Origin of the sequence: Longibacter salinarum, from assembly GCF_002554795.1 — a bacterium.
Classification (GTDB): domain Bacteria; phylum Bacteroidota; class Rhodothermia; order Rhodothermales; family Salinibacteraceae; genus Longibacter; species Longibacter salinarum.
Map to the genome: position 1 here is coordinate 627,652 of NZ_PDEQ01000002.1, position 16,314 is coordinate 643,965.

Sequence of the window (16,314 nt, forward strand, 5' to 3'; positions counted from 1 at the left end):
GCAAGATGGTAACGACGAGGACGGCAGGATTCTGCAACGTCCGAAGGGGTCGAGTCTACAACAAGACGACGAAACCTGAAGCCCGCTGTCATTGCGCAGAATAGTCTACTCGATTCGGGCCTGGCACAGACGTGTCGTTCTCGGGATTCTTCTTTCTTTGCGATACGCTGGACTCGCAGCACTGCCCTCAATATGACCGATCCTCCCACATCTCAGGCGGAGTTACAAGATCGGGTACATCAACTCGAGCAGCGTGTCCAAGCGCTGCGTGACGAGGTTGAACGTGAACGTGTTGCTCGAGAGACCAGTGAGTCGCTGCTGGACCGGGCGGCCGACGGTGCATTTACAGCGCAGGTCGATGAGCAGGGGCGAATCATCAGCGTCTGGGTGGATGAATCCATGCCCGTGCAGCGGGACGTGTTGCAGTCTGTCTTGCAGTCCGAACCCGTGCCCGCGCACTGCCGTCACGTTGTGAATACGGGTCGTCCGGTGCGTTTTCTCGTTGAGCCAAATGGCTCGGACTCGAACGGAACGGTGGATGCACCTTCGGGAGATGCAACGACGAGTGGCATGGGAGCCGAGGAAACGACGCTCGATGCGAGCGTTGAGGCATGGGACGTCACTCTGGTTTCGGTACGTGCCGCGGAGGCGAGCCTGTTCGAGTTGCCGTTGTCGCAGGGGGATGGAGGCATCGTCGACGGTGCGTCTTACGTTCGAGGCATCCTTCGGACGGCCACAGCACAGGCGGGGCAGCGTGTCCTTCGGGAATCTCACGCTTTGCAGCACGAACTGGTTGAGCTCCTGCCCGATGCGATTCTGATTGTTGGGTCGGACGACCGGATTCTCTTTTCCAATTCTGCAGCGCTGAAGATGGTCGGTGCGTCCGACGAGGACGCGGTTCACGGGACGAAAATCTGGGATCACGTTCACCCGGGCAGTCGAGCCAGGACGCGCAAGTGGAAGGACCGGATTCGCCGCGGCGCGCCGATCGACTTCGCTGAGCACAAGCTGATTCGCCAGGATGGCTCGTCGCGCCCGGTCGAAACGGCGTCGGTGCCGATTGTCTATCGGGGGCAGCGAGCTGCGCTTATCGCTGTTCGGGACCTCGCCGGTCGGCAGCGAATGGCTGAGACCATTCAGCATACGCTCGACCTGTTCGACAAGGCATTTCACCTCGGCCCGTCGGCGCTTCTGATCGTCCGCGTGCGAGACGGGATGATTCTCGAGGTAAGTGACCGGATGGTGGAGTTCGCCGGTCAGGATGCGCGCGACTTGCTCGGAGGAGCGATGGCACAGACGGAGGTCTCGCTTCCGCACGCATCGCTAAAGGATCTGTCAAGAGAACTGATCCGGGAGGGAGCGATCCATGATCGGGAGTTGCAGGTCGATCTTCCGGATGGACGGTCGCGTGTGGTTCTGCTCAGCGCTCGCCTCACGGAAATCGACCATGCCGTCTGTGCACTCGTCAGTCTGGTCGATGTCACCGAGCGGAAGAAAGCAGCCGTTGCCGTTCGAGAAAGCCGAACGCTTCTGGATAAAATTTTCCGGGCGAGCCCTGCACCAATAGCAATCTGCCGGCTCGACGATTGGCAGTATCTCGATGTGAATGACGCGATGTGCAGCCTCATCGGGTTTCCTCACGACGAGATCGTCGGCCATACGCCCGGCAATCTGGGTCTCTGGGTAGACAGCGATTGCGAAGACGATCTCACGGAGCGTTTGAGCGAACAGGACGCTGTCTACGACTTCGAGGCGCGCTTTCGGCGCTCGGATGGCAGCACGGTGACGACGCTATCGTCGTTTCAGCGGATCTCCGTCGAGGGGGAGGAATGCGTTCTTGCTGTGATGACGGACATCACGCAGCGGGAGGAGAAGAAACAGGCGCTCATTGAGGCGAAAGAGCGGGCCGAAGAGATTGCTCAATTCCGGTCGACCGTCCTCTCGAATATGACGCACGAAGTCCGCACGCCGCTTACGGTGATCCTGGGCTTTACGTCGATTCTGAGCGAAGGCGTGAGCGAAGATTATCGGCGTTTCGTAAACCTGATCGAGCGGAGCGGCCGCCGGCTTCTGCTGACCCTCGACTCCCTTCTCGATCTCGCCCAGTTGGAGGCAGGCACGCTCGAGCCGGACATGGAAATTCAATCGGTATCGGACGCAATCACTCGAATGACAGCGTCCCACCGCAAGATCGCTGAGGAAAAGAATCTGTCGTTCGCGGTCGATGTGCCGGATATGCACGTGTTCGCCGAGTTTGACTTCGAGCTTCTCGGTCGCGTGATGAACCACCTCGTCGACAACGCAATGAAGTTTACGACGGAAGGCGCGATCAAGGTCATTGTTGAGGAAGTCGACAGTGATCTCACGATTCGTGTGCGCGACACCGGGCCGGGCATCGATGAGTCATTCCAGACGCGCATTTTCGATGCGTTTGCCCAAGAGAGCGAGGGTAATACTCGATCTCACCAGGGAAGCGGGCTCGGGCTGACGGTTTCCAAGCGCATCGTCGAATGTATGGACGGAGAGCTCTTCATTGAGAGTGCGAAGGGACAGGGGACGGAGGTGACGATCACCTTCCCGGTAATCTCTGTCGACGACTAAGAATCGTTCGCTATCGGCAAGTCGTAGCTGCCACCATAAAGAAATCCCCTGAGGCTCAGAGGTGGAGCCTCAGGGGATACGTTTTGCTCTGGATGTGCTGCTTCGCGCTTCGGCTAGTTGCCGCCCGAGTTATCGGTGCCGCCACCACCGCTATTGTCCCCAGGAAGGGCGTTGCCGTTCATGGCTCCTTCGCCACCGGACGGGCTCAGGCCCTGAGAGTTGTTGCCCGGGGCCTGCTGCGTCGAGCTCGGGATGACGGGTTCGCGCTCTTCTTCTCCGATCGCAAAGTTGCTCAGGATGCAGAGCGCGATAAAGATCCCGGCGAGAATCCAGGTGCCGCGCTCCAGCAGATCAGGCGCGCGACGGGAGCCGAGCACGTCGCGAGTGGCTCCACCCGACGCGATCCCGGCAAGGCCACCGCCCTGTCCACTTTGCATCAGGATGACGCCAGTCATGATGACGCCGATGATTGCGATGAAAACAACGAGTGCCGTAAACATCCGTGTGCGGGTGCGATTCGTGGAAGGTCAGATCGAAACGATACGCGCCTGAAGGGAAGTGAGCAAGCGCGTCGTCAGAATTCCGTGTGAGTAAAAGGCTGTGTCCTAGTCCTCCGACAGTCGGGCGGCTGCATATACAAGTGCCGTAACTGTTTTCATGTCGCGCAGTTCGCCATTTTTAGCCAATCGAATTGCCTTTTCGATCGGCATCTGCACGACATCAACAAACTCCCCGTCAGACAGGTCCTGTTCGCCACGCGTTAAGCCCGTGGCCAGAAAAAAGTGAATGACCTCGTTACTGTAACCGATACATGGGTACGACGAGGCGAGGTGGTCGAACGTATCCGCTTTCCATCCCGTCTCTTCTTCGAGTTCTCGTGCCGCTACGTCGGCCGGATCCTCGTCTGGGCGATCAATTTTACCTGCCGGCACTTCAAGAAAGGTGCGGCGGGCGGGATAGCGAAACTGACGGATCAAGATCGTGCTACCGTCCTCGAACACCGGCACGATGGCGGATGCTCCCGGATGGTCGATCCATTCACGGACGGACGATTCTCCATCCGGCGTGCGAACCTTGTCGCGGTACACATTGAGCAGAACGCCATCGACCAGTTCATCAGAAGATATTTGTTCTTCCGTCAGGTCGCGGGTTCCGTCAGAATCGAGATGTAGGTCGGTCGAAGGCATAGCATGTCAGCAACGTAGGTTACATGATGGTTGCTCCCCGGATTTAGCGGACCAGACGGATCTTCACAGAAAAGATGTGGCGTCGGACGGGGAAGCATCCGCATACGCCAGCGAAATGGCCGAGGTCGCGACAATCCCGGCGGTTTCAGCGCGCAGCCGGTGCGGTCCGAGCCGGACGGGTTGGACCCCGACGTCTGAGGCCTCCTGTACTTCTGCTTCTGAGAATCCTCCTTCTGGGCCAACAAGCAATAAAAGCTCGGCGGGAGCGGTCGATTCGTCCGACGATTTGTCCCGAACGTGTCGGACGGCCTCCGGAAGAGGGGGAGCTGCCGCAGCTTCGTGGCAGATCCAGGACCCGTCAGGATTCGCTTCCCTCAGCACGTCAGGCAGTTCGGTTGGCTCGTCTAGTTCCGGGAGGACAGAGCGCCCGCTCTGCTTCATTGCGGCAACGAGGATGTTTTCCGCACGCTTTTCCCTCAGACTCTCCACGTGCGTTCTCTCGGTTTGAAGCGGTATGATACGTGAGACACCACACTCGACGGCTTTTTCGAGGAAGGTCTCGAACCGATTCCGATTTTTTAGCAGTCCAAGGCCCACGGTCAGTCGGTAGGGAGGCTCGCCCGCGTGATGCTCCGTCGATTGGACGGTGCCCACGACTTGCTTGGGGCGAACGTGGTTGAGTTCCACCTCATGCCGATGCCCTTCTCCATCGACAACCCAGATTACGTCCCCCGGTTCTTTCCGGAGGGAGCGAGCAATGTGTTTCGCCTCATCACCATTCAGAATCAGGCGCTGGTGGCGAAAGGCTGACGGAGGAGCGTAGAACTGCGTTGTCATTCGGAGAAGAGAGATTGCGAGGGAGCGGTAGATCTTCGGATGGTCGGGCTCGCGGGTGTTATAGTCCGAAGGACAGCCCCAGGTGAACCCGTCCCTGTGCGGGCGATTCCGAAGGCTGAAGCGCGTAGCTTACGTTGGCGAGCCCGAGTGGTGTCCCAAACTGAAGTCCGACGCCGTAACCCGGAAGGACGCGCTGAGCTTCATTCAGTTCAGCGGTATCGGGCGTGTCAACGAAGCCGAGATCCAGGAAAGCGAAGGCGTAGGAGGACGGGTCGATCTGGACTCGGTATTCGACGAGGCTCCGGAGGGTAATGCGTCCGGCATAGCGATCTTCGTCGTACCCTCGAAGCGATTGCGAGCCACCAAGTTGGAATAAGTCGCTGCCGTCGTATTCGTCACTTCGGAGAAGCTGAGCATCGACACCGAGGGCGACCACCTGCCGTTTGAACGTCGGAACGTAAAGCCGAGCCGTCGTGATGATGCGCTCCTGTCGCAACGTCTTGGACTGCGCGATCGTGTCCGCATCGACGACCTGGCGAAGAGAGCGACGTTTGCGACCCTGTTCGACGAGGATATCCGCTTCGACGCCCCGGCGTGGATTCTGTCGATCGTTGAGTTTCTGTATCTGTGCGCTCAAGCCGTAGAAGAGGGACGTGGCGCGAGGAATCTGTTGCTCACCTCGGACGATTGTGGTGCCACCCTGGCCGGGACGCAGTACTTCTCGGCTGCCGGTGAGGGACAGGCTCCACGTTGGTTTTGGTTGCAGACCGACGGAGGCTCGATACGCGCGCTCGCTGAACGTAGAGTCGCGTTGCTCGCCCTTGAACGCCAGTTCCACGCGGATCGGGCGTCCCGCCACGAACGGATCGATGCCGCGGACGTCGAGGAGGCTGACCTGCTCCGGTCGGCGGTCCAGAGACAATCTCAGTTGCCGACCTGCGCCAAACACGTTGCGAAGCGCGAGTCGACCCGTTCCGATCAGCTGCCCCTCTCCGTCGGATCCCGGCAGGTAGCCAAGTAGGATATCGAAGGTGCCGGGCGACATGTCGCGGACGGGGACGAAGAGTGTTGCTCCCCCGTCCGCATCCGTTCGGAGGCGCGGGGTCCCGACGGAATCGAATACGGCCGTCTGCTGGAGTGATTCTCGCAATCCGACGGGGTCGTAGTTGCGCAAGGGATCTCCCAGTTGAAGTCCACCGAGGCGCGCAACGAAGCGGGGGGACGTCCGTGTCCCTGGGGGCAGGACGATCCGTTTGAGCCACAGCTGCGGGCCAGACTCGACCGTGACCCCGATACCGAGTTCGGGCGGACGCTTCGACTCGTCGATCCACACGCTGTCGATTCGCACTTCCGCAAGCGGATACCCGATCTCTTCGTGGGCCGTCAGGATACGGTTGATCCGGGCATGCAGTTGGTCTTCCGTGAGTGGGCGCCCGGTCGGGATATCCAGCATCGACTGCACCCGACCGCGACCTAGGGAGTCGCCGCCGCTCACCAGGACGGTCCCCAGTACGACCTCCGGGCCGCGCCGTACGTAGACGGCAATCTCCGGTGGGGTTGTACCTGTATCCGCGATCACGGAGTCGAGGCGCGCGGTGTAGAATCCATCTTTGCGCATCGATTCAACGACTTGCGTTCCGGCAATGCCGGCACTGTCGACCGGAATGTTGGGAGGCGGCGTCGGCCATTCGGTTTCGGCACCGTCGACGAACAGGGTCCAGGTCGTTGTCGTATCTCGCGATGTGCTGTGGAGAGCGGAAGACGGGCTCGCGTACGCAGATGACATAAATACGTACAGGCATCCACTCGCGAGCAGCAACACTGCCCGGAGCGTGAAGTACAGCCTGTGGATGTTGGTCCTACCCGCCATGCCGCGGAGTCCCCTTTCGGTTTTCTAAATGGTCGCTTTGTTCTCGATGCGCGACGTACCGATGTGGAATCGTACACTACTCACGCTTCTGACTTCGGTCGTTGCGCTGGTCGTTTTTTCGGCCATGGACCCACTATCAAACTGTGAGTCCTGCAGCCAACGACCTTCCGCGCCTCCTGTTGCAGTTGTCGACACACTCGCGGAATCCGTGCAGGCGGGCGAAGCGCTCATCGTGGTTCTTCCTGAAACGGTGGGAGAGCGTCCGGCCGAGGAGTACCGCATCCACCAAGCGCCCGCACTAGCGAGTGTGGCGGGACGATCGCTGCTCTGGGTCACGCGCGCCGGGGATACCGGATCGCACCAGATCATCCTGTCGGCACGCATGCAGGGCGGGGATGTCGACACGCTCTGGGTGAACGTCGACGTGCAGTAGCCTCTCACGTCGCGAGCGCAGACCTCATCCGGTCTGCTCCCGGGTGTCATTCTGTCGTTTGCCTCCACCCACGCCCCTTCCTTTTTATACCTCCTGTTTATGGCAGAGCTCGACACCCTTGCCGCGACGGACTCGCAGATCGCCGCGTTCCGTGGGCCGCTCATGGAGTGGTACGACGAAAACAAGCGCGAGATGCCGTGGAGAAAGACCGGCGACCCGTACCGTATCTGGGTCTCGGAAATCATGCTCCAGCAGACGCGGGTCGACACCGTGCGCGAGTATTACCGCCGTTTCGTCAAAGCTTTCCCGACGGTTGGCGATCTGGCAAATGCGGAACAGGACGAAGTGCTCAAGCTCTGGGAAGGGCTCGGCTACTACTCGCGCGCCCGCTACCTTCACGATGCCGCCCAGCAGGTCGTACGCGAGCATGAGGGGACGGTGCCGAGGGACTACGACGACATCCGGGATCTGAAAGGCATCGGTCCGTACACGGCTGCAGCGGTTCTGTCGATCGCGTACAACGAGCCGCACCCGGTTCTGGATGGAAACGTGATGCGAGTCGTCAGTCGCGTCTTTGCTTCCGACGCCAACATAAAGAAGGCGAAGACGCAGCGGCATTTCCGTCGGCTGGCCGGCGAACTTCTCGATCCAGAGCGCGCGGGTGATTTCAACCAGGCGATGATGGAACTCGGAGCAACGATTTGCACGCCGACCTCTCCGTCGTGCGGTCGGTGTCCGGTCCAGGACGCGTGTGCGGCGTATGCCGAAGGTGAGCCCGAGCAGTACCCGGTGACGCCCGAGTCGAAGCCGGTCCCGCACCACGACATCGCCGTTGGGCTCGTGTTTGACGACGACGGGCGCATACTCATTCAGCGGCGGCCCGAAGATGGGCTCCTTGGCGGCCTCTGGGAGTTCCCGGGAGGAAAAGCGGAAGAGGGCGAGGAGATGGATAAAGCCTGCATCCGTGAGTTACGGGAAGAAGTTGGCATTGACATCGAAGTCGATGCGCCGTTTTACACGCTCTCTCATGCGTACTCGCATTTTAAAATTACCCTCTACGCATTTCGGTGTCGCCTGATCGACGGCGAGCCGACATCTGAGGAGGGACAACCCATCCGGTGGGTTAAGGTCGCCGATCTAGACGAGTACGCATTTCCGCGCGCCAACCGAAAGCTGATTGAAGAGCTGGAGCGCCGACAGGAGGAGCCTTCACTGTTTGATTGAGGATTGAGGATTGAGGATTACGGATTGGGGATTACGGGTTGAGGATTACGGGTTGAGGATGGAGACGGTGATTCTTTTGCTAAACTGCCCAGCTCGTTCGGGACGCATGTGAGCACGTAAAAACGGGTGCCGGCGCGAGGCCAGGCACCCGTTGTGAGCAATAGGGCTGGTGAAATTAGCAGCGTTGGTTCGATTAGCCCAGTGTCTCGTCATTCTTTTTGAAGATCGCTGAGGCAATGGCGCCACCGATCGCGCCGAAAATCGCATAAACCACGGCCGAGACGCCAGTGATCACGATCATGCCACCAACGCTGGTCATGTAGTTCTGAATATTCTGAAGGGCCTCTCGACCCTCTGTGGTCATGCCTTCCATTTGCATCGCCTCGCGAAATTGCTCTTCACTCGTTGGAACGAGGCCGATGGAGCCGAGGATGAATGTAAAGAGTGCGCTCAGAACGGCTGCGAGAACCCCGATACCCGCGCCCATAACGGCCGCATTGCCGGTTTCAACGCTCGTTTGTTCCTGGTCGGTGTAGTACCAGATGCCGGCGATGGCGCCGATAATGACGCCGAGACAACAGAGACAGTTGATGACGCTGATCGGCGAGGTGCTGAGGATTCCGCCGACAAGTCCACCGACGAGGATGGACGATTGCTTGGATGACATAGTGGTCTGGGTGAGTGAGCGCAGATAAAAAGGAAGAATCCCGCGCAGGCACGGCAAAGAAAATGCTACGGCGTGGCCGGGATATTCGTCACGACGTACGCGCAAATGTAGTTACAGCAGCGCAAAATTAAAACGACCTGTCCACGGGAATCGCTTGAGACATTTACGCATGGAGATGAGGAGGGGACGCTCTGCTTCCTTGTTAAGGTCGAGGTCACACCCCGACGTGGTTTGATTGTCAAACATCAGCATCGGTTGTCCGGCGGGTCGAGGTCCCCTCGCTCGATGATACATCTTCATTCGGGTGTGCACGCGTGCGTGCTCGGGAGTTCGCGATAACAACGATAAGCAAGAGTCCGGCGACCACACCGAGCAAAAGTCCGGTCGCGAAGCGGCTCTCCACTGAATTGGTCCAGCCGGAGAGGGATGTCCATTCAGCAACGAATGGGCCGAGCCAGTCGATCGCCAGCGGGATGAGGACCCCGACCAGGGCAAGCCGGAGAACAGATAGCACACGATCCCAGGAGAGCGTCCGGACGTGCTGCAGATGTTTGACGATTGGGACCGCCGTAGCACGAAGGGCTGCCGCCAGCACAACTCCGCCCGCGAGCCCGGAGTAGATACCGATACATCGGTCGCATACGGCCAGGTGGACGCCATCGATTGTCGGAGAGCGGGCAGGGATTTGATGGCAGAGGGGAGCAAAGGCTTGCATCAATAGCCACCTTGTTGCCTCCGGCAGCCAGGGAGGAATCACTGCCAACCCGACGAGCAGAAGGCTTCCGGCAACGCAACCCAGCCAGAGGAACGACATGCGTTGGTCCCACGGCAACGGAGACGACGGGTCGGGCATGGGGAGGGGCCAGAGTGGCGATAGTGAACTGGTTGAAAGGCAAAAACTGGTTACGCGTCCCGTGCTGCGACGTTCGCGATCGGTTAAGCAATCTTCACCCGTCCTGCGGGCCGAAAATAGGAACAGCGTTCCAACGCTCATGTACACGCCCATGGAATTATTAGCACTCGCCATTGGAGAGTGCTAACAGCAAAAAATGTAGGTTCATTTGCACTCACTGCTCACTAATCAAGGAGGATATCATGGCGAGCATCAAACCACTTGGTGACCGCGTGGTCGTCCAGCCGCTCGAGGCGGATGAGAAGACGGAAAGCGGTCTTTACATTCCCGATTCGGCACAGGAGAAGCCACAGAAAGGAACAGTCGTGGCGATTGGGCCGGGTCGTGTCGAGAATGGCACCAAGGTCGATATGACGGTGTCGGAAGGCGACGAGGTTCTTTACGGCAAGTATGCCGGCACCGAAGTGACGCTCGACGGTGGGGACTTCCTCATCATGCGCGAGAGTGACATCTTCGGCGTGATCGAAGGATAAGCCCGCTGCTCCGGCAGACGTACTTGCAGTATTGAGTTGGACCGGTCTTGTCCGGCGGAAGGGCAAGGCTCGTACTCAGCGACACAATCGAATCGAACCAACACTGATTTATGAGCAAGGACATCAAGTTCGAAGAAGAAGCGCGCAATGCCCTGAAGGAGGGTGTTGACACGCTGGCTCGCGCCGTCAAGGTGACGCTCGGGCCGAAAGGACGAAACGTCGTCCTCGAGAAATCCTTCGGCGCCCCGACGATCACCAAAGATGGTGTGTCGGTCGCGAAGGAGATCGAGCTGAAGAACAAAATGCAGAACGTCGGCGCCCAGATGGTCAAGGAGGTTGCCTCCAAGACCTCGGACGTCGCCGGTGACGGTACCACGACGGCTACGGTGCTGGCGCAGGCCATCATCAACAAAGGTCTCAAGAGCGTGACGTCGGGCGCCAACCCGATGGACCTCAAGCGGGGCATCGACGCCGCCGTGCGCGCCATTGTGGCTGACCTCCGCGCCCAGAGCAACGAGGTTGAAGGGAAAGACCGCATCTCGCAGGTTGCCACGATCTCGGCCAACAACGACGACGAGATTGGTAGCCTGATTGCCGATGCCTTTGATCGCGTCGGGAAAGACGGTGTGATCACGGTAGAAGAAGCACGCGGCATCGAGACGTACCTCGACGTGGTCGAAGGTATGCAGTTCGACCGCGGCTACCTCTCGCCGTACTTCGTGACCGACTCCGAGAACATGGAGGCGGTACTCGAAGACGCATACGTGCTCGTGATCGACGGCAAGGTCAGCAAGATGCAAGACCTGCTGCCGATCCTGGAGAAGGTCAGCCAGACCGGCCAGCCGCTCCTCATCATCGCGGAGAACGTCGAGAACGAAGCGCTCGCGACGCTCGTCGTGAACAAGCTGCGCGGAACGCTCAAGGTCGCAGCCGTGAAGGCTCCGGGCTTCGGCGATCGCCGCAAGGCCATGCTCGAAGACATCGCCGTTCTGTCCGGCGGTACGGTCATCTCGGAAGAGAAAGGCTACAAGCTGGAGAGCGCTACGCTCGACATGCTCGGCCAGGCCAACCGCATCACGATCGACAAGGACAGCACCACGGTTGTTGACGGTGCCGGCCAGGAAGAGCAGATCAACGCTCGCGTCAACCAGATCAAGCAGCAGATCAGTTCCTCCACGTCGGACTACGACCGTGAGAAGCTGCAGGAGCGCCTCGCCAAGCTCTCGGGCGGCGTTGCCGTGCTGAAAGTTGGCGCTGCAACCGAGCCGGAGATGAAGGAGAAGAAGGCTCGCGTTGAAGACGCTCTGCACGCCACGCGCGCAGCGGTTGAAGAAGGCATCCTGCCTGGTGGCGGCGTTGCCTACCTTCGCGCCCTCCACGTGCTCGACAACCTCGACGTTGAGAACGAAGATCAGGAGATTGGCGTCGGTATCATCAAGAAGGCCGTTGAAGCGCCGCTCCGCCAGATCGCGGAGAACGCAGGTGCCGAAGGATCCATCGTGGTCCAGAAGGTGCTCAGCGAAGACGGCGACTTCGGCTACAACGCCCGCACGGAGACATACGGCAAGCTTCTCGACGAAGGCGTGATCGACCCGACCAAGGTCACGCGTTCCGCACTCGAGAACGCGGCATCCGTTGCAGCACTGATGCTCACCACCGAGTCTGTCATCGTCACGAAGGAAGACGAAGATGACAGCGGCGGCGGTGGCGGTGCCCCGGCCGGCGGCGGCATGCCTGCCGGAATGGGTGGCATGGGCGGCATGGGCGGCATGATGTAAGCCACAGCCCCGTGTTCGGTGCGTGAGCCTCACTCTCACGCCCGAGCCGTCACGCATTGCGACGTGACAACAAAGCGCCACGCTTCCCCATCAGCGGGAGGCGTGGCGCTTTTTCGTGATGGATGGTGGATTACGGAGTGCGGTTTAACGATCGTGATGGCGGGTCCTGAATCGGCCGGTCGCACGCGTGCAGCGTGGGGAGACATCTCTCACGACCCGTCTTCGGCTGACAGCGTCGCACGGCCGTGCGACGCTGACAATTTGGTGGCGGTGTACGGACTATCGTCACTCCATAAATACAAGCACGTAGAGAAAAAAGCAGCCCCCTTGAATGGAGGCTGCTTTTCTCGGTTATACCGACCCGGTAGGGACCGGCACCAAAATGTGCGGCGCGTGCGAACCTGTAAGCCGAATTCTGTCTTCTTCTGCGGGCCGCCGCGTGCCGCGTGAAGGAGATCATCATCTATCTGGGACGCCCGTCGCCGGACATCTCGAGCAACCTACCCGCACCGCGGTTCGACGGGCCGCCATATCGACCCGAAAGGAGGACCTTTCGAATCGTGCGGTGCTGCTGGGTCTTGCACCCCGTGGGGTTTGCCTGGCCGCCCCGGTCACCCGAGAGCGCCGGTGCGCTCTTACCGCACCCTTTCACCCCTTACCTGTGCCGCGCCCGAAGGCGCAGTCATCGGCGGGACTTCTCTCTGTTGCACGTGCCATACCCGAGTCGGCAGCTCATCCAGTCGGATGCGCCAATCGGGGTCTTCCCGTTAGGAAGCACGGTGCCCTATGGTGTTCGGACTTTCCTCACCGCCGACGTAGGCCGACGGAGCGACAATCCGGTCCGCACGCAGAGAGCCCGGCGAGCCGTGCCCGCCAGGCTCCGTTGGTGTACTTCATTTGACGCTGCGAGACGCAGAAAGGTCCACAAATGGACCTTCGTGGACGGATGCCTACAGGTCGAGACGTTCTTTCATTTCATCCACCGTCTCGTTGTAGAGATCTTGGTCGACAATGATGCGACCGGTGTGCTCACAGGCAACGATGTGCTTCCGCTGGCGGATCTCAACCTGACGCTGGGGCGGAACGGCGAACCCGGCTGCGGCGCCTCGCTTCAGAGGCACGACCGCACGACCGTCGCGGAGACGGTTGCGCAGCTTCGTGTAGGCGTTCAGGTAGCGAGTATCAACTTGCTCCTCAGCTTCCTCGCGGATCGAACTGAGAGCGGATTCCTCGTCTTCCGTCTCCTGGAGGACGTCATTGAGTTTATCCCGGTTCTCCGACAGGACATCGCGGAGATCGTCGAGGCGGGACTGCGTTTCCTCAATCGCGCTTTCGTTGTTCTCGAGCGTCCGGTCGGACTCCTCGATCGTCTCTTTCGCGTTCTTGATGCGCTCCTTTTGCGCTTCAATCTCCTTCGTCAGCGCATCGTACTCGCGGTTGTTGCGTACCTGGAGCTGCTGCTGCTCGTACTTCTCGATCAGCTGCTCAGCTTCTTTGATGTCAAGCTCCGCTTGGCGCTTCGCGACTTTCTTGTCCTTGAGCTCTTGCTCAAACTTCTCCAGGCGCGTCTCCAGTCCGGCCTTCTCGTCCTCGAGATCCTGGATCTCGTCTGGAAGATCCCCGCGGAGCTTCTGGATCTGGTCGATGCGGTTGTCGATGTGCTGGAGACGAACCAGGGCGCGGAGCTGGTCCTCTACCGTCGATTTTTTGGTTTCCGCCGTCGGCATGTAAAAGTGTTCGGCTATGGTCGTGATGTTCGGGAGCGGGCAGTAGGTGCAAACCCCCGGCCGCACGGGAAGTTCAGTTTATGATGTGTAGGCACTTCGATTTCCTGCGAAGAAGACGGGCGGGACGTGGGAAGTGGGGAGGTATGGAAGTGGGGAGGTATGGAAGTGGGGAGGTATGGAAGTGTGGAAGTGTGGAAGTATGGAAGTGTGGAAGTGTGGAAGTGGGGAAGTGTGGAAGTATGGAAGTCGGCAGCGGGCGCAACGTGGTAGCAGGTTCGTTCGGCGTCGCATTTCGCACTTCCCATTTCGCCCTTCGCATTCGAACGGGTGTAACCGAAGCGTCGCGGTTGAGGTGAACCTGGCTGGTCGGGGCGGCGTTGGCAGAGGCGCACAAACGGTTCACACTCGACGTGGAGAAATATGAGTTGGATGCAAAAGATGGTTCGCCGGGAGAATGTGTCGTTGAATACGCGCACAGAGCCCGTTCCTGCCGGACCGGATGCCCCGCATGCCGTCGTCATTGGCGCCGGATTCGGCGGTCTCGCTGCGGCAATTCGTCTCGGTGTCCGCGGCTTTCGCGTAACTCTGCTCGATCGCCTCGACCAGCCAGGCGGCAGAGCGCGCGTATTCGAACAGGATGGATTCACCTTCGATGCGGGCCCGACTGTGGTGACCGCCCCGTTTCTGTTCGAAGAACTGTGGTCCCTCTGTGGGAAAAACCTCTCCGACGACGTCGAACTGGTCCCGGTCGATCCATTTTATCGCATCCGATTCGATGACGGGACGCACTTCGACTATAACGGTGACATGGACGATATGGTGCGAGAGATCCGCAAGTTCGCCCCGTCGGACGTGGACGGCTACAAGCGATTTCTGGAGAAGAGTGAGGAGATCTTCGATATCGGGTTTGAGGAACTCGGACACGTTCCGTTCGACGACCTGACCGATATGCTGAAAATCATCCCGGCGATGGTAAAGCTGCAGAGTCATCGCACGGTGTATAGCCTCGTGTCGAAGTACGTCGAGCATCCGAAAGTTCGGAAGGTGCTCTCCTTCCATCCACTGCTCGTGGGAGGAAACCCGTTCACGACGACCTCGATCTATACTCTCATTGCGTTCCTCGAGCGCAAGTGGGGCGTCTGGTATTCGATGGGTGGTACGGGTTCGCTGGTGTCTGGTCTTTCGGATCTCATCGATGAAATTGGGGGAACCCAGCGCTATGGCGCGGATGTCGAGCAGATCCTCGTCGACAACGGGCGGGCGAGCGGTGTGCGGTTGGCCGACGGCGAGGTGATCAATGCGGATCTCGTCGTTTCCAATGCCGATGTGGGTTGGACCTACCGCCATATGATCCACCCGGAGGACCGCGACACCTGGACGGATCGGCGTGTGGAAAACATGAACTACTCGATGAGCCTCTTCGTCTGGTACTTCGGCACCGACCGGAAATATGAGGACGTCGAACACCACACCATTCTGATGGGGGAGCGTTACGAGTCGTTGCTGGACGACATCTTCCACAACAAGGAACTCGCCGAGGACTTTAGCCTCTATCTCCATCGTCCGACGAAGACCGACCCGTCCATGGCGCCGGAGGGGCACGACGCATTCTACGTTCTCTCTCCCGTCCCACACCTGGAGAGCGGCGTCGACTGGCGCGTTCAGGCGGAGCCGTACCGCCAAGCCGTCTCGGATTATCTGGAGCAAACGATCCTGCCCGACCTCGACGACCACCTTGTGACGTCGCGTATGCTGACGCCGCGAGAATTCCTGACGGACTACAAGAGTCTAAAAGGCGCTGCCTTCAGCGTGGAGCCGATTCTGCAGCAGAGCGCCTGGTTCCGTCCGCACAATCGGAGCGAAGACGTGGAGCACCTCTACTTCGTCGGAGCAGGAACACACCCCGGAGCTGGCATGCCGGGCGTCCTCTCGACGGCACGCGTGCTCGACACGACCGTGCCCAACCCGGATGCATTCAGCCCGACTCGCGCACCGCAGCAAGAGGTGACGGTCTAACACTGTTGGGTACTATTGCGCCAGGAAGGATGCATTCATTTATGCCTCCGATAGCATGGTTGCTGTCGGGGGCAAACTTTTGTCTGTCCGATTTGGTTGGCGAATACGGTTATTACCTACTTGCCTCCAGTCTAGACATTCTTCTAACCGATGAATCGAACGAAAGGACAGGTCGAAGCTGAAATCACCGAGGCTATCACGCGATTTGAACGTGAATACCTGGGCAGGGGCCCGCGCGAGGCCAAAGCCTACATCCTTGACGATATGGTGCTCGTTCGACTCACAGGCATTCTAAGTCCGGCCGAGCGTCAGCTCAGTAGCGAGCCGAACGGCATCGAAATGATCAAGCAGATGCGCTCCCGTCTCGTGGAGAGCTGCAGCGATGATCTGGAGGCCCTTATCGAAGAAGAAACAGGACTGAATGTCGTGAGCATGCATACAGATATCAGCGCACAGACCGGCGAGCGGGTGTTCGTTTTTGTGGTGGACGGGGATCTGGGTGCTCGGTGGCGATGACTCGCTACCGAAATTGACGACTCGGTTCCTCTTCGTGCACAAACTGTGAAAATGTGTTGCGCCGGGGTTGGC

Annotated in this window: 14 protein-coding genes and 1 other RNA gene; 7 read left to right on the forward strand and 8 right to left on the reverse strand. The window is 59.5% G+C overall.

Annotated elements, in window-relative coordinates; translation table 11 throughout:
* The first annotated feature begins 192 nt into the window (after positions 1-192).
* The gene (locus CRI94_RS05890) at positions 193-2,601 is read left to right on the forward strand and encodes a sensor histidine kinase (RefSeq protein WP_098074728.1); all 2,409 of its coding nucleotides are present in this window, start codon (positions 193-195) and stop codon (positions 2,599-2,601) included.
* A 113-nt stretch (positions 2,602-2,714) separates the two neighbouring features.
* Here CRI94_RS05890 and secG read toward each other — a convergent pair whose 3' ends face one another.
* From secG to CRI94_RS05910, 4 genes are all read right to left on the reverse strand, one after another.
* Positions 2,715-3,101, reverse strand: coding sequence for a preprotein translocase subunit SecG (secG, locus tag CRI94_RS05895; RefSeq protein ID WP_098074729.1), 387 nt, complete (start codon positions 3,099-3,101; stop codon positions 2,715-2,717).
* Positions 3,102-3,206: 105 nt separating this feature from the next.
* A complete protein-coding gene (locus CRI94_RS05900; protein WP_098074730.1) occupies positions 3,207-3,788 on the reverse strand; it encodes an NUDIX domain-containing protein in 582 nt (193 codons plus the stop codon).
* A gap of 63 nt (positions 3,789-3,851) precedes the next feature.
* Positions 3,852-4,625 (reverse strand): RsmE family RNA methyltransferase, encoded by a 774-nt coding sequence (locus CRI94_RS05905; RefSeq protein WP_098074731.1) that lies wholly within the window; start codon positions 4,623-4,625, stop codon positions 3,852-3,854.
* A gap of 58 nt (positions 4,626-4,683) precedes the next feature.
* The gene (locus tag CRI94_RS05910; protein WP_098074732.1) at positions 4,684-6,495 is read right to left on the reverse strand and encodes a BamA/TamA family outer membrane protein; all 1,812 of its coding nucleotides are present in this window, start codon (positions 6,493-6,495) and stop codon (positions 4,684-4,686) included.
* A gap of 28 nt (positions 6,496-6,523) precedes the next feature.
* On the opposite strand from CRI94_RS05910, the gene CRI94_RS05915 reads away from it, so the two are divergent.
* Together CRI94_RS05915 and mutY are read left to right on the forward strand one after the other, a co-directional pair.
* Positions 6,524-6,928, forward strand: a complete 405-nt coding sequence (locus CRI94_RS05915; protein WP_143815315.1) for a hypothetical protein — start codon at positions 6,524-6,526, stop codon at positions 6,926-6,928.
* A 99-nt stretch (positions 6,929-7,027) separates the two neighbouring features.
* Entirely contained in the window at positions 7,028-8,152 is a 1,125-nt protein-coding gene (gene mutY, locus CRI94_RS05920) for an A/G-specific adenine glycosylase (protein WP_098074734.1), read from the forward strand.
* Positions 8,153-8,345: 193 nt separating this feature from the next.
* On the opposite strand, the gene CRI94_RS05925 is transcribed toward mutY, so the two are convergent.
* The gene (locus CRI94_RS05925) at positions 8,346-8,819 is read right to left on the reverse strand and encodes a DUF4199 family protein (protein WP_098074735.1); all 474 of its coding nucleotides are present in this window, start codon (positions 8,817-8,819) and stop codon (positions 8,346-8,348) included.
* Between the two features lie 238 nt (positions 8,820-9,057).
* The gene (locus tag CRI94_RS05930) at positions 9,058-9,672 is read right to left on the reverse strand and encodes a DUF2085 domain-containing protein (protein WP_245846093.1); all 615 of its coding nucleotides are present in this window, start codon (positions 9,670-9,672) and stop codon (positions 9,058-9,060) included.
* A gap of 242 nt (positions 9,673-9,914) precedes the next feature.
* On the opposite strand from CRI94_RS05930, the gene groES reads away from it, so the two are divergent.
* Positions 9,915-10,205: a co-chaperone GroES gene (groES, locus tag CRI94_RS05935; protein WP_098074737.1), complete on the forward strand. Its 291-nt coding sequence runs from the start codon at positions 9,915-9,917 to the stop codon at positions 10,203-10,205.
* 110 nt (positions 10,206-10,315) lie between these two features.
* Positions 10,316-11,983: a chaperonin GroEL gene (gene groL, locus CRI94_RS05940; protein ID WP_098074738.1), complete on the forward strand. Its 1,668-nt coding sequence runs from the start codon at positions 10,316-10,318 to the stop codon at positions 11,981-11,983.
* 388 nt (positions 11,984-12,371) lie between these two features.
* On the opposite strand, the gene rnpB is transcribed toward groL, so the two are convergent.
* Positions 12,372-12,831, reverse strand: an RNA gene (gene rnpB, locus CRI94_RS05945) — RNase P RNA component class A.
* 102 nt (positions 12,832-12,933) lie between these two features.
* Entirely contained in the window at positions 12,934-13,710 is a 777-nt protein-coding gene (locus CRI94_RS05950; protein WP_098074739.1) for a zinc ribbon domain-containing protein, read from the reverse strand.
* Positions 13,711-14,139: 429 nt separating this feature from the next.
* On the opposite strand from CRI94_RS05950, the gene CRI94_RS05960 reads away from it, so the two are divergent.
* Positions 14,140-15,726, forward strand: a complete 1,587-nt coding sequence (locus CRI94_RS05960; protein WP_425437375.1) for a phytoene desaturase — start codon at positions 14,140-14,142, stop codon at positions 15,724-15,726.
* Positions 15,727-15,876: 150 nt separating this feature from the next.
* Positions 15,877-16,242, forward strand: coding sequence for a Na-translocating system protein MpsC family protein (locus CRI94_RS05965; RefSeq protein WP_098074742.1), 366 nt, complete (start codon positions 15,877-15,879; stop codon positions 16,240-16,242).
* Positions 16,243-16,314 lie beyond the last annotated feature (72 nt).